General features: G+C 45.1%; 11 protein-coding genes. All 11 read left to right on the forward strand.

Features of this window, described 5'->3' with window-relative positions; translation table 11 throughout:
* Nucleotides 1-133 precede the first annotated feature (133 nt).
* The 11 genes from rpoB (at nt 134) to rplW (ending at nt 14,931) form a co-directional block, all read left to right on the forward strand.
* On the forward strand, nt 134-3,697 hold the full coding sequence (gene rpoB / locus ACNAZ4_RS21185; protein WP_415817883.1) for a DNA-directed RNA polymerase subunit beta: 3,564 nt from the start codon (nt 134-136) through the stop codon (nt 3,695-3,697).
* 113 nt (nt 3,698-3,810) lie between these two features.
* Complete coding sequence (gene rpoC / locus ACNAZ4_RS21190; protein ID WP_415817885.1) at nt 3,811-7,413, forward strand: DNA-directed RNA polymerase subunit beta'; 3,603 nt, start codon at nt 3,811-3,813, stop codon at nt 7,411-7,413.
* A gap of 180 nt (nt 7,414-7,593) precedes the next feature.
* A complete protein-coding gene (locus tag ACNAZ4_RS21195; protein WP_415817887.1) occupies nt 7,594-7,842 on the forward strand; it encodes a 50S ribosomal protein L7ae-like protein in 249 nt (82 codons plus the stop codon).
* Nucleotides 7,843-7,941: 99 nt separating this feature from the next.
* Complete coding sequence (gene rpsL, locus ACNAZ4_RS21200; RefSeq protein ID WP_023626436.1) at nt 7,942-8,364, forward strand: 30S ribosomal protein S12; 423 nt, start codon at nt 7,942-7,944, stop codon at nt 8,362-8,364.
* A gap of 40 nt (nt 8,365-8,404) precedes the next feature.
* The gene (rpsG, locus tag ACNAZ4_RS21205) at nt 8,405-8,875 is read left to right on the forward strand and encodes a 30S ribosomal protein S7 (protein ID WP_041966528.1); all 471 of its coding nucleotides are present in this window, start codon (nt 8,405-8,407) and stop codon (nt 8,873-8,875) included.
* 48 nt (nt 8,876-8,923) lie between these two features.
* A complete protein-coding gene (gene fusA, locus ACNAZ4_RS21210) occupies nt 8,924-11,002 on the forward strand; it encodes an elongation factor G (protein WP_415817890.1) in 2,079 nt (692 codons plus the stop codon).
* A gap of 122 nt (nt 11,003-11,124) precedes the next feature.
* Complete coding sequence (tuf, locus tag ACNAZ4_RS21215; RefSeq protein WP_415817892.1) at nt 11,125-12,312, forward strand: elongation factor Tu; 1,188 nt, start codon at nt 11,125-11,127, stop codon at nt 12,310-12,312.
* Between the two features lie 708 nt (nt 12,313-13,020).
* Nucleotides 13,021-13,329 carry a 30S ribosomal protein S10 gene (gene rpsJ / locus ACNAZ4_RS21220; RefSeq protein WP_009791329.1) on the forward strand — a complete coding sequence of 103 codons (309 nt, stop codon included), beginning with the start codon at nt 13,021-13,023 and terminating at the stop codon, nt 13,327-13,329.
* 38 nt (nt 13,330-13,367) lie between these two features.
* Complete coding sequence (rplC, locus tag ACNAZ4_RS21225) at nt 13,368-13,997, forward strand: 50S ribosomal protein L3 (RefSeq protein ID WP_214710300.1); 630 nt, start codon at nt 13,368-13,370, stop codon at nt 13,995-13,997.
* A gap of 26 nt (nt 13,998-14,023) precedes the next feature.
* Nucleotides 14,024-14,647 carry a 50S ribosomal protein L4 gene (gene rplD, locus ACNAZ4_RS21230; protein ID WP_415817895.1) on the forward strand — a complete coding sequence of 208 codons (624 nt, stop codon included), beginning with the start codon at nt 14,024-14,026 and terminating at the stop codon, nt 14,645-14,647.
* Nucleotides 14,647-14,931, forward strand: a complete 285-nt coding sequence (gene rplW / locus ACNAZ4_RS21235) for a 50S ribosomal protein L23 (protein WP_144481260.1) — start codon at nt 14,647-14,649, stop codon at nt 14,929-14,931. The genes rplD and rplW overlap by 1 nt, the downstream gene beginning before the upstream one ends.
* Nucleotides 14,932-14,952: the final 21 nt, after the last annotated feature.

Consider the following 14,952-nt stretch of genomic DNA (forward strand, 5'->3'; position numbering starts at 1 on the left):
AATAATTGTTCGTTGCAGGAAATGTGGTTTTTAGGTGAAAACCCTTTTTCTTTTTGTCTTTTGAAATGAAGGAAACTTCATGGACAAGACAGGGATAGATGAATAATAACGCTTGATTTGAGGGGTGAATCAGTTGACAGGTCAACTAGTTCAGTATGGACGACACCGCCAACGTAGAAGTTATGCTCGCATCAGTGAAGTTTTGGAATTGCCGAATTTGATTGAAATTCAAACCTCTTCCTATCAGTGGTTTCTTGATGAGGGCCTCCGTGAAATGTTCCAGGACATTTCACCGATTGAAGACTTTACTGGTAACTTATCGTTAGAGTTTATCGATTACAGTCTTGGCGAACCGAAATATCCAGTGGAAGAATCTAAAGAAAGAGACGTTACTTACTCTGCACCATTGCGAGTAAAGGTCCGCCTTGTGAATAAGGAAACAGGTGAAGTAAAGGACCAGGATGTCTTCATGGGCGATTTCCCGCTTATGACTGAAACTGGCACGTTTGTCATCAACGGTGCTGAAAGGGTTATCGTTTCCCAGCTAGTACGTTCACCAAGTGTGTACTACAGCGGAAAGTTAGATAAGAACGGGAAGAAAGGGTTCACTGCAACCGTTATTCCTAACCGCGGCGCCTGGTTAGAGTATGAAACAGATGCCAAGGATGTTGTATATGTAAGGATCGATCGTACGAGGAAACTCCCTGTTACGGTTCTTTTGCGTGCATTAGGGTTCGGTTCTGATCAAGAAATCATTGATCTGATCGGTGATAACGAATATATCCGTAACACTCTTGAAAAAGACAATACGGAAAGTACGGAAAAAGCGCTTCTGGAAATTTACGAGCGCCTCCGTCCTGGCGAACCGCCTACAGTTGACAATGCAAAAAGCCTTCTGGTATCAAGATTCTTTGATCCAAAACGCTATGACCTTGCAAATGTAGGGCGTTATAAGATCAACAAAAAGCTTCATATTAAAAACCGTTTATTCGGGCAAAAGCTTGCAGAAACATTAGTGGATCCTGAAACAGGGGAGATCATCGCTGAGAAAGGCGTCACTCTTGACCGCCGTACTTTGGATAAGATCATCCCTGCGCTTGAGAACAATGTTGGCTTCAAGACAATCAGCCCTTACGGCGGCGTGGTTGAAGAGGATGTAACGCTGCAAAGCATTAAGATCTACTCTCCGAACGATGTTGAGGGCGAGAAAGAAATTAATGTTTTAGGAAATGCGTATGTCCCTGAACCGATCAAGAACATCACGCCAGCTGATATCATTTCATCCATCAGCTACTTCTTCAACTTGCTGCATGGTGTTGGCGACACGGATGATATCGACCATTTAGGAAACAGACGCCTTCGTTCTGTTGGTGAGCTGTTGCAGAACCAGTTCCGTATTGGTTTGTCCCGAATGGAGCGTGTAGTCCGTGAAAGAATGTCCATACAGGACACAAACACGATTACACCACAGCAATTAATCAATATCCGCCCGGTCATTGCGTCCATCAAAGAGTTCTTTGGAAGCTCTCAGCTTTCACAGTTTATGGACCAGACGAACCCGCTGGCTGAATTGACACATAAAAGGCGTCTTTCTGCATTGGGACCTGGTGGTCTTACACGTGAACGCGCTGGTTTCGAAGTGCGTGACGTTCACTACTCCCACTACGGACGTATGTGCCCGATTGAAACGCCTGAAGGTCCAAACATTGGTTTGATCAACTCACTGTCCAGTTTTGCGAAGGTTAACCGCTTCGGATTCATCGAGACTCCGTATCGCCGTGTTGACCCAGAAACAGGAAAAGTGACAACCCACTTTGATTACTTAACAGCTGATGAAGAAGACAACTATGTTGTTGCACAGGCAAATGCGCGCCTAGCTGAAGACGGCTCTTTCATCGATGAAGAAGTTATTGCCCGTTTCCGTGGTGAAAACACTGTCGTCAAACGTGACCGCGTCGATTATATGGACGTATCACCGAAGCAGGTGGTATCCGCAGCGACAGCATGTATTCCATTCTTGGAAAACGATGACTCCAACCGTGCGCTAATGGGTGCGAACATGCAACGTCAGGCTGTTCCGTTAATGCAGCCGGAAGCACCAGTGGTAGGAACGGGAATGGAGCACGTGAATGCAAAGGATTCCGGTGCTGCAGTAATCTGTAAGCATGAAGGAATTGTGGAACACGTTGAAGCTCGTCAAGTATGGGTTCGCCGCGTTACAGAAGTAGACGGACAAGAAGTTAAGGGTGACCTTGATAAATACCGTATGCTTAAGTTCATCCGTTCCAACCAGGGTACTTGTTATAACCAGCGCCCAATCGTAAGCCTTGGTGACCGTGTAGTGAAGGGAGAAATCCTTGCGGACGGACCATCAATGGAAAAAGGTGAACTTGCACTTGGCCGTAACGTCCTTGTAGGCTTCATGACATGGAATGGTTATAACTACGAGGATGCGATCATCATGAGTGAGCGCCTCGTTAAGGACGATGTGTATACGTCGATCCATATAGAAGAATACGAATCAGAGTCCCGCGATACGAAACTCGGGCCTGAAGAAATTACACGCGATATCCCGAACGTCGGGGAAGATGCATTAAGAAACCTTGACGAGCGCGGAATCATCCGTGTCGGTGCTGAAGTGAAAGATGGGGATCTTCTTGTTGGTAAGGTAACACCTAAAGGGGTTACTGAATTGACAGCGGAAGAGCGACTCCTTCATGCGATCTTCGGTGAAAAAGCAAGGGAAGTACGTGATACATCATTACGCGTTCCTCACGGCGGCGGCGGGATTGTCCTTGACGTCAAAGTGTTCAACCGTGAAGATGGCGACGAGCTTCCTCCAGGCGTAAACCAGCTTGTCCGTGCTTACATCGTTCAGAAGCGTAAGATTTCTGAAGGTGACAAAATGGCAGGACGCCACGGTAACAAAGGGGTTATCTCGAAAATCCTTCCGGAAGAGGATATGCCTTTCTTGCCGGATGGAACACCAGTCGATATCATGCTTAACCCACTAGGGGTTCCATCACGTATGAACATCGGTCAGGTGCTTGAGCTTCACCTTGGTATGGCTGCTCGTTATCTTGGAATCCATGTTGCTTCACCAGTATTCGACGGTGCCCGTGAGGAAGATGTATGGGCGACGATCGAGGAAGCTGGCATGGCAAGGGATGCGAAGACCATCCTTTATGATGGACGCACAGGCGAACCATTCGACAACCGTGTATCTGTCGGTGTCATGTACATGATCAAGCTTGCTCACATGGTAGACGATAAGCTTCACGCTCGTTCTACTGGACCATACTCACTTGTTACGCAGCAGCCACTTGGCGGTAAAGCCCAGTTCGGCGGACAGCGTTTCGGAGAGATGGAAGTATGGGCACTTGAAGCATACGGCGCTGCTTACACATTGCAGGAAATTCTAACAGTCAAATCCGATGATGTTGTCGGACGTGTTAAAACATACGAAGCAATTGTAAAAGGTGAAAACGTACCTGAACCAGGTGTGCCTGAGTCATTCAAGGTATTGATGAAAGAACTTCAGAGTCTTGGTATGGACGTCAAGATCCTTTCAGGCGATGAAAAAGAAATCGAAATGCGCGACTTCGATGAAGACGAAGAACTGCAGCATGCTGAAACATTGACAATTGCTCCAGAAGCGGAAGAAATGGATTCGGAAAAGGTTGGAATGAAAGAATAGGTCCATCTAATTGGCACACGTGTACAAACAGTTGAATAACAGTATTGTCCACGTGTGTTCCTTTTTGGATGGCTATAAGGGTAAAACCCTAGATTAAAAGGGAGGTAGGCCCCTTGCTAGATGTTAATAATTTTGAGTACATGAAAATTGGCCTCGCTTCATCCGACAAGATCCGTTCATGGTCTTTCGGTGAGGTTAAGAAGCCGGAAACAATCAACTATCGTACTTTGAAGCCAGAAAAAGACGGCTTATTCTGTGAGCGTATCTTCGGACCGACTAAAGACTGGGAATGTCACTGCGGTAAGTATAAGAGAGTTCGCTATAAGGGTGTTGTCTGTGACCGATGCGGTGTTGAAGTAACTCGCGCAAAAGTCCGTCGTGAAAGAATGGGACACATCGAGCTTGCTGCTCCTGTTTCTCACATTTGGTATTTCAAAGGAATTCCTAGCCGCATGGGACTAGTCCTTGACATGTCTCCTCGTGCGCTTGAAGAAGTTATCTACTTTGCTTCGTATGTGGTAACGGAAACTGGTGACACTGCTCTTGAAAAGAAGCAATTGTTATCAGAGAAAGAATATCGTGCTTACCGTGAAAAATACGGAAACAAGTTCCAGGCTGCGATGGGAGCAGAAGCAATCAAAAAGCTGCTTGCTGACATCGACCTCGATAAAGAAGCAGACATGCTGAAGGAAGAATTAAGGACTGCACAGGGACAGCGTCGTACTCGTGCGATCAAGCGTCTTGAAGTAGTCGAAGCGTTCCGTGGATCAGGCAATGAGCCATCATGGATGATTCTTGATGTCCTTCCTGTCATCCCGCCGGAACTTCGCCCGATGGTACAGCTTGATGGCGGTCGTTTCGCAACTTCCGACTTGAATGACCTGTATCGCCGTGTGATCAACCGTAACAACCGTCTTAAGCGTCTTCTTGACCTTGGTGCTCCTAGCATCATCGTCCAGAACGAAAAGCGTATGCTGCAGGAAGCTGTTGATGCGCTGATCGATAACGGCCGCCGCGGACGTCCGGTAACTGGACCAGGTAACCGTCCACTGAAGTCCCTTTCACATATGCTGAAAGGTAAACAAGGTCGTTTCCGTCAAAACCTTCTTGGTAAGCGTGTTGACTACTCTGGCCGTTCAGTTATCGTCGTAGGTCCTAACCTGCACATGTACCAGTGCGGACTGCCAAAAGAAATGGCTCTTGAGCTGTTCAAGCCGTTCGTCATGAAAGAACTTGTCCAAAAGGGCTTAGCCCATAACATAAAGTCTGCCAAGCGTAAAATCGAGCGCGTCCAGCCGGAAGTTTGGGATGTACTTGAAGATGTCATCAAGGAGCACCCAGTATTGCTTAACCGTGCCCCGACTCTTCACAGACTGGGTATCCAGGCATTCGAACCAACATTGGTAGAAGGACGAGCAATCCGTCTTCATCCGCTCGTATGTACAGCCTACAACGCTGACTTCGATGGTGACCAGATGGCTGTCCACGTTCCGCTATCTGCTGAAGCACAGGCAGAAGCGCGTCTATTAATGCTCGCAGCACAGAACATCCTGAACCCTAAAGATGGCAAGCCAGTTGTTACTCCTTCACAGGATATGGTATTAGGTAACTACTACCTGACACTTGAAAGAGAAGGCGCTGTCGGTGAAGGAATGGTCTTCAAGGATACAAATGAAGCATTGATCGCCTATCAGAATGGCTATGTGCATCTTCATACACGTATTGCTGTTGCCGCTTCATCACTTGGCAACCAGACATTCACGGAAGAGCAAAATCGCCAGCTCTTGATCACGACTGTTGGTAAGCTGATTTTCAATGAAATCCTGCCGGCGTCCTTCCCTTATATCAACGAGCCTTCCAAGCAAAACCTCGAGGAGAAGACTCCTGAGAAGTATTTTGTGGAAAAAGGCGCTGATATCAAGGAAGCTATCAAGGGTATGTCACTGGTTGATCCATTCAAGAAGAAAATTCTTGGAAACATCATTGCCGAAGTATTCAAGAAGTTCAAGATCACCGAAACTTCAAAAATGCTTGACCGTATGAAGGGACTTGGCTTCACATACTCCACTAAAGCGGGTATTACGGTTGGTGTGGCTGATATCGTGGTTCTTAAAGAGAAGCAGGAAATCATTTCAGAAGCACAGACTAAGGTTGATAATGTTCTTAAGCAGTTCAGACGCGGTTTGATTACCGAGGATGAGCGTTATGATCGCGTTATTTCCATCTGGAGCCAGGCGAAAGACAATATCCAGGCTAAGCTGATGAAATCACTAGATAATTCAAACCCAATCTTCATGATGAGTGACTCCGGAGCCCGTGGTAACGCGTCCAACTTCACTCAGCTTGCAGGTATGCGTGGTCTGATGGCCAACCCGGCTGGACGAATCATCGAATTGCCGATCAAGTCAAGTTTCCGTGAGGGTCTGACAGTATTGGAATACTTCATCTCCACTCACGGTGCTCGTAAAGGTCTTGCCGATACAGCACTTAAGACTGCTGACTCAGGTTACCTGACTCGCCGTCTTGTAGACGTAGCGCAGGATGTCATCGTTCGCGAAGACGATTGTGGTACAGACAGAGGCTTGTTCATCAAATCGCTTAAAGATGGTACCGAAGTAATCGAACCTCTGGAAGAGCGTCTGATCGGCCGCTATGCAAGAAAGGCGATCAAGCACCCTGAAACGAAGGCTGTGATTGTACCTGAAAATGGATTGATCACAGAAGACTTGGCAGTTGAAGTAACTGAAGCTGGAATCGAGGAAGTGTGGATCCGTTCTGCATTTACATGTAATACACGCCATGGTGTATGTAAGAAGTGTTACGGACGCAACCTTGCGACCGGCCAGGAAGTCGAAGTTGGCGAAGCAGTCGGTATCATCGCTGCCCAGTCAATCGGTGAGCCAGGTACACAGCTTACGATGCGTACATTCCATACAGGCGGTGTTGCCGGAGACGATATCACACAAGGTCTTCCGCGTATCCAGGAATTGTTCGAAGCACGTAACCCTAAAGGGCAGGCTGTCATCTCTGAATTGGAAGGTGTCGTAGTCGGCATCAACGAAGGAAAAGATCGTCAGCAGGAGATCGTTGTCCAGGGTGAAATCGAAAGCCGCACTTACACGGCTCCATACACAGCACGCCTGAAAGTTGCTGTAAATGACCATGTAGATCGCGGCCAGGAACTTACAGAAGGTTCTATTGATCCTAAAGAGCTCCTGAGAGTCAAAGATGTCCAATCCGTGCAGGAATACTTATTGAAAGAAGTTCAAAAAGTATATCGTATGCAGGGTGTTGAAATCGGCGACAAGCACGTAGAAGTAATGGTGCGCCAGATGATGCGCAAAATCAGGGTGATCGACGCTGGTGAAACCGATGTACTTCCAGGCACATTGCTTGAAATCCATCAGTTCACTGACGCTAACCGCAAAGCACTTCTTGATGGCAAAACGCCAGCAACAGGACGTCCAGTATTGCTTGGTATCACAAAAGCATCACTTGAGACGGATTCATTCCTGTCTGCAGCATCTTTCCAGGAAACAACAAGAGTGCTTACAGATGCAGCGATCAAAGGCAAGCGCGATGAGCTTCTCGGCTTGAAGGAAAATGTTATCATCGGTAAACTTGTTCCAGCAGGAACTGGTATGCAGCGCTACAGAAGAGCTGAGCCAATTTCGACTGAAGAAGCAAATGCCGAAGATGCGATCACGGTAGAATAAAATAAATGCGCGGTGCTTTCTGCTACGGCAGAAAGTGCCGCCTTTTTAAAGAAAAAGAGCGATTCTATGAATAAAGGAACGTTTTAGCGAAAAAAGTTACTTTATGTTGTTGACATCCCTTGCGCTAGATGTTACTATTTCAAAGGTGCTCCTATTTACCGGTTACTTTGGAGGATATCGATGTCTTATGAAAAAGTAGCTAAGGCTAACAAGATCATAGTAGGATCAAAGCAAACAGTGAGAGCCCTGAAAGCGGGCGAAGTAATGGAGCTGGTGATTGCAGAGGATGCAGACGCGAAAGTGACGGCAGACTTGGTGCGGATAGCCAGTGAAATGAACACAGCTATTTCTTATGTCGATTCGATGAAAAAACTCGGAAAGGCATGTGGAATCGCGGTAGGTGCTTCAGCTGTAGCGATAACCAAGTAAAAACTGTTTTTGCAGCAGACTGCAAGAACTTTGTTTTTTGTAAAAAAATGAACCACCTGGATGTGTGGGCTTACACAAAATTTGAAGGGAGGAAAAATCATGCCTACAATTAACCAATTAGTGCGCAAGCCACGTAGCTCAAAAGAGGAGAAGTCAAAATCTCCAGCGCTTAATAAAGGTTACAACAGCTTCAAAAAAGCACAAACTAACGTTTCATCTCCACAAAAGCGTGGTGTATGTACTCGTGTTGGTACTATGACTCCAAAGAAGCCAAACTCAGCGTTGCGTAAATACGCTCGTGTACGTTTGACTAACGGAATCGAGGTAACAGCTTATATCCCTGGTATCGGGCACAACCTTCAAGAGCACAGCGTTGTTCTTATCCGTGGAGGACGTGTAAAAGACTTACCGGGTGTGCGTTACCACATCGTTCGTGGAGCTCTTGATACTGCTGGTGTAAACAACCGTATGCAGGGCCGTTCTAAGTACGGTACTAAGAGACCTAAAGCAGCTAAGAAATAATAAACAAAACTACTAACCCTTTTTGAAAGGAGGAAATTACATGCCACGTAAAGGTCCAGTTGCAAAGAGAGACGTATTGCCGGATCCGATTTATAACTCAAAGCTAATCACTCGTCTGATCAACAAAATGATGATCGATGGTAAGAGAGGTAAATCACAAAAGATCCTTTATTCAGCTTTTGATATCATTCGTGAGCGTTCAGGCAAAGAGCCAATCGAAGTATTCGACGCAGCTCTTAAGAACATCATGCCTGTTCTAGAAGTAAAAGCACGCCGTGTAGGCGGAGCTAACTACCAAGTACCAATCGAGGTGCGTGCAGATCGACGTACAACTCTTGGTCTTCGCTGGTTGGTAAACTATTCACGTCTTCGTGGAGAAAAAACAATGGAAGAGCGTCTTGCTAATGAAATTCTTGACGCTGCTAACAACACTGGTGCTTCAGTTAAGAAGCGCGAAGATACACACAAAATGGCGGAAGCTAACAAAGCATTCGCTCACTATCGTTGGTAAAATTACCTTCAATCTAAAAACACTTATACTAGGAAGGAGAAAGACCAAATGGCAAGAGAGTTCTCCTTGAAAAAAACTCGTAATATTGGAATCATGGCTCACATTGATGCTGGTAAAACAACAACAACTGAGCGTGTTCTATATTATACAGGCCGTATTCATAAAATCGGCGAAACTCATGAAGGTGCTTCTCAAATGGACTGGATGGAGCAGGAACAAGAACGTGGAATCACGATCACTTCTGCTGCAACAACAGCTTCTTGGAAAGAACACCGCGTTAACATCATCGACACACCAGGACACGTAGACTTCACTGTTGAAGTTGAACGTTCCCTTCGTGTACTTGATGGTGCAGTAGCAGTACTTGACGCTCAGTCAGGTGTTGAGCCACAAACTGAAACAGTTTGGCGCCAGGCTACAACTTACGGAGTTCCACGTGTAGTATTCGTTAACAAAATGGATAAGCTAGGCGCGGACTTCCTATACTCAGTATCAACTATTCATGATCGCCTTCAAGCGAACGCTCACCCGATCCAACTTCCGATCGGTGCTGAAGACGAGTTCGAAGCAATCATCGACCTAGTTGAAATGAGAGCTATCTTCTACGGTAATGACCTTGGAACAGAAATCACTGTTGGGGAAATTCCTGAAGAATATATGGCTCAAGCAGAAGAATACCGTGAAAAGCTAGTTGAAGCGGTAGCTGAGCTTGATGAAGAGTTAATGGAAAAATATCTTGGCGGAGAAGAGCTGTCAGTCGAAGAGATCAAAGCTGCAATTCGTAAAGGTACAACAAATGTTGAATTCTACCCAGTTATCTGTGGTTCAGCGTTCAAAAACAAAGGTGTTCAGCTAATGCTTGACGCTGTTATCGACTACCTTCCATCTCCACTGGATGTACCTTCAATCAAAGGTACTCTTCCAGATTCAGAGGAAGAGGTTGAGCGTCATTCAGACGACGACGAGCCATTCTCAGCTCTTGCGTTCAAAGTTATGACTGACCCTTATGTTGGTAAATTAACATTCTTCCGCGTTTACTCTGGTACTCTTGAGTCTGGTTCTTATGTACAGAACTCAACTAAAGGTAAGCGTGAGCGTATTGGACGTATCCTTCAGATGCACGCGAACAGCCGCCAGGAAATCTCAAAGGTTTACGCTGGTGACATCGCTGCTGCTGTTGGTTTGAAAGATACTACTACTGGTGACACTCTATGTGACGAAAAGTCTCTAGTAATCTTAGAGTCCATGCAGTTCCCAGAACCAGTAATCCAGTTGTCAGTTGAGCCTAAGTCAAAAGCTGACCAGGACAAGATGACAACTGCATTGCAAAAACTTCAAGAAGAAGATCCTACATTCCGCGCTCACACTGACCAGGAAACTGGACAGGTTATCATCGCTGGAATGGGTGAACTTCACCTTGATATCATCGTTGACCGTATGAGGCGTGAATTTAAAGTGGAAGCAAACGTTGGTGCACCTCAGGTTGCATACCGTGAAACTTTCCGTGAATCAGCTAACGTTGAAGGTAAATTCGCTCGTCAATCCGGTGGACGTGGTCAATACGGACACGTTTGGATCGAGTTCTCTCCAAACGAAGAAGGAAAAGGCTTCGAGTTCGTGAACGGTATCGTCGGTGGTGTTGTTCCGCGTGAATACATCCCTGCGGTTCAAGCTGGACTTGAAGATGCTCTTGATCGCGGAGTTCTTGCAGGATATCCACTTGTTGACATCAAGGCAAGACTATTCGATGGTTCTTACCACGATGTTGACTCCTCTGAAATGGCGTTTAAAATCGCTGCTTCAATGGCACTTAAGAATGCTGCTTCCAAGTGTAAGCCAGTTATCCTTGAGCCTGTCATGAGGGTTGAAGTTGTTATTCCTGAAGAATACCTTGGAGATATCATGGGTATGATCACTGCTCGTCGCGGACGCGTCGAAGGTATGGATGCTCGTGGTAACGCACAAGTTGTTCGTGCGATGGTTCCACTATCAGAAATGTTCGGTTATGCAACTGCTCTTCGTTCAAGCACACAAGGCCGCGGCGTATTCTCAATGCACTTCGACCACTACGAAGAAGTTCCTAAATCAGTTTCTGAAGAAATCATCAAAAAAAATAAAGGTGAATAATTGATTTTCACCCTTTAATCAAGTATAACTACTAATGTAAGCATACACTGTGGAGTAGGCAACCTACTCCGCAGCACATTAAAATATACTTAATTTTCATATATCAAAGGAGGATTTTTCTAATGGGAAAAGCTAAATTCGATCGTTCTAAGCCACACGTTAACATCGGTACAATTGGTCACGTTGACCATGGTAAAACAACTCTAACAGCTGCTATCACTACTGTTCTTTCTAAAGTAGGCGGCGGTGAAGCACGCGGTTACGACCAAATCGACGCTGCTCCAGAAGAGCGCGAGCGTGGTATCACAATCTCAACTGCACACGTTGAGTACGAAACTGCAACTCGTCACTATGCACACGTTGACTGCCCAGGACACGCTGACTATGTTAAAAACATGATCACTGGTGCTGCACAAATGGACGGCGGTATCCTTGTAGTATCTGCTGCTGATGGCCCAATGCCACAAACTCGTGAGCACATCCTTCTTTCTCGTCAGGTAGGCGTACCTTACCTTGTTGTATTCATGAACAAGTGTGATATGGTTGACGACGAAGAACTTCTTGAATTAGTAGAAATGGAAGTACGTGACCTTCTTTCTGAATACGACTTCCCTGGCGATGACATTCCAGTTATCAAAGGTTCTGCTCTTAAAGCTCTTGAAGGAGCTCCAGAATGGGAAGAAAAAATCAACGAGCTTATGGCTGCAGTTGACGAGTACATCCCAACTCCAGAACGTGACACTGAAAAGCCTTTCATGATGCCTGTTGAGGATGTATTCTCAATCACTGGCCGTGGAACAGTTGCTACTGGACGTGTTGAGCGTGGACAAGTTAAAGTCGGTGACGTTGTAGAAATCATCGGTATGACTGAAGAGCCAAAATCAACTACTGTAACAGGTGTTGAAATGTTCCGTAAGCTTCTTGACTATGCTGAAGCTGGAGACAACATCGGTGCACTTCTTCGTGGAGTAGCTCGTGAAGATATCCAACGTGGCCAAGTACTTGCTAAGCCAGGTTCTGTTAAACCACACACAAAGTTCAAAGCTGAAGTATACGTTCTTTCAAAAGAAGAAGGTGGACGTCACACTCCATTCTTCACAAACTACCGTCCACAGTTCTACTTCCGTACAACTGATGTAACTGGTATTTGTAACCTTCCTGAAGGCGTAGAAATGGTTATGCCTGGCGACAACATCGAAATGACTGTTGAACTAATCGCTCCAATCGCTATCGAAGAAGGAACTAAGTTCTCAATTCGTGAAGGCGGCCGTACTGTAGGCGCTGGCGTAGTTGCGACTATCCAAGAGTAATTTTAAATAGAAACAACGAAAGCAGCTGGATGACGATCCAGCTGTTTTTTTATGTGTTAAAAAAGTGCAGAGTGATCGATAAACCTTCTATTATTATATAGAAGTTTGTGATCATGTTTCTTGTTCATGATGGAAAGGGGAAGTTTTATGGGGAGCCATGTTCCCTTGAGAGTGAAAAAAACGCAACTGACGGTCACATATATCGAAAATATGTATCCGTGAAAATGAAAAACGGAATCTGGCGGTCAGGTGTATTGAAAGATTATTTGCCCTTACATCTATACATAATAAAGTTTTCCCGAAAAGATCAACCGCGATTATGTAATCAACATTTTGGATCCGAACAAAGATTGTAACCATAAGTGTTAATGCCGCATTTAAAAAAAAATCCTGAACCAGTTCCTTCTATATAATAGTATCCTCAAGCAACAGGAATTATTTTCTGAGCGTCCAAATAGTTAGAAATCTCTCTCTCCACTTGTAAAATACGATTGCGCCCGCTATAATAGTAAAAGTGTGTTGAACATAATTAAAAAGCGGAATACTTCTTGCATTTGGGTTATGTTTTATGTATAATAGACAATGTTGGTCTTTGACTGCGATGATGCGGAAGGTTGCTGACACACCCGGCCGCTTTGCCATGGCGAGTGTGTGGGAAATTTTCGCGGAGAATGTCTATTTTAAAATAGGCGAAAAGGAGGGAAAGTAATGGCAAAACAAAAAATTCGTATCCGTTTGAAAGCTTATGATCACAGGATTCTTGATCAATCTGCAGAGAAAATTGTTGAAACTGCGAAACGTTCTGGTGCGGCGGTGTCTGGTCCAATCCCACTACCTACAGAAAAGTCAATTTACACAATTCTTCGTGCGGTGCATAAGTACAAGGATTCTCGTGAGCAGTTCGAAATGCGTACGCATAAGCGTCTGATTGATATCATCAATCCGACTCCGCAAACGGTCGATTCACTAATGCGTTTAGACCTGCCATCAGGTGTAGATATCGAAATCAAACTTTAATCAATAAAACATTATAATTCACAGGAGGTGTGACTGAAATGACCAAAGGAATCTTAGGAAGAAAGATTGGTATGACTCAAGTATTTGCTGAAAACGGTGACCTTATCCCGGTAACTGTTGTCGAAGCTGCTCCAAACGTTGTTCTTCAAGTGAAATCTGCTGAAACAGATGGCTACGAAGCGATCCAGCTGGGTTTTGATGACAAACGCGAAAAGCTTTCCAACAAGCCTGAAAAAGGACACGTTGCAAAAGCAAACACTGCTCCTAAGCGCTTCGTAAAGGAATTCAACGGAGTCGAAGTAGCGGGATATGAAGTTGGTCAGGAAGTCAAAGTTGATATTTTCGCAGAAGGCGATATCGTAGATGTTACAGGAATCTCAAAGGGTAAAGGTTTCCAAGGTGCTATCAAGCGTCACGGACAATCTCGCGGACCAATGGCTCACGGTTCACGTTACCACCGCCGCCCTGGTTCAATGGGTCCTGTTGCTCCAAACCGCGTATTCAAGGGTAAATTGCTGCCTGGTCGCATGGGTGGAGAGCAAATCACTGTTCAAAACCTGCAAATCGTCAAAGTTGACGCAGAGCGTAACCTTCTTCTAATCAAAGGAAACGTTCCAGGTGCTAGAAAAGCCCTTCTAAAAATCAAAACTGCTGTAAAAGCTAAGTAATTTTTACAGGAAAGGAGGAAACAAGAATGCCTAAAGTAGCATTATTCAACCAAGCTGGTTCACAAGTTGGAGAAATCGAACTTAACGATTCAGTATTTGGTATTGAGCCTAACAACCACGTAATGTTCGAAGCAGTTGTAATGCAGAGAGCTTCATTACGTCAAGGAACTCACAAAACTAAAATTCGTTCTGAAGTAGCGGGCGGTGGACGTAAGCCGTGGAAACAAAAAGGAACTGGACGTGCGCGTCAAGGTTCTATCCGTTCTCCACAATGGCGCGGCGGCGGTACTGTATTTGGACCTGTTCCACGCAGCTACAGCTATAAATTGCCTAAGAAAGTTCGTCGTTTAGCAATCAAGTCTGCTTTATCATCAAAAGTGCAAGCTGAGAACATCCTTGTTCTTGAGAGCCTAGCTTTCGAAGCTCCAAAGACAAAGGAATTCAAGAGTGTACTAACTGGTCTTTCTATTAACACGAAGGCTTTGATCGTAACAGCAGGTCTTGAAGAAAATGTCGCACTATCTGCACGTAACATTCCTGGAGTAACTGTTGTTACTGCTGATGGAATCAACGTACTGGATGTTTTAAATCATGATAAGCTGATCATGACAAAAGCAGCTGTTGAAAAAGTAGAGGAGGTGCTTGCATAATGGATGCACGCGATATCATTAAGCGCCCCGTTATTACAGAACGTTCTTCTGACCTAATGGCTGAGAAGAAATACACTTTCGAAGTTGATACTAGAGCTAACAAGACTCAAGTTAAAGATGCTATTCAAACTATTTTCGGCGTAAAAGTTGAAAAAGTTAACATCATGAACTACAAAGGTAAGTTCAAGCGTATGGGCAAATTCGGCGGTTATACAAACAAACGTCGTAAAGCAATCGTTAAACTTACTCAAGACAGCAAAGAAATCGAATTCTTCGAAGTATAATAATCCAATAAGAAGAGGAGG

Origin of the sequence: Mesobacillus thioparans, assembly GCF_965138835.1 — a bacterium.
Lineage (GTDB): Bacteria > Bacillota > Bacilli > Bacillales > Cytobacillaceae > Mesobacillus > Mesobacillus thioparans.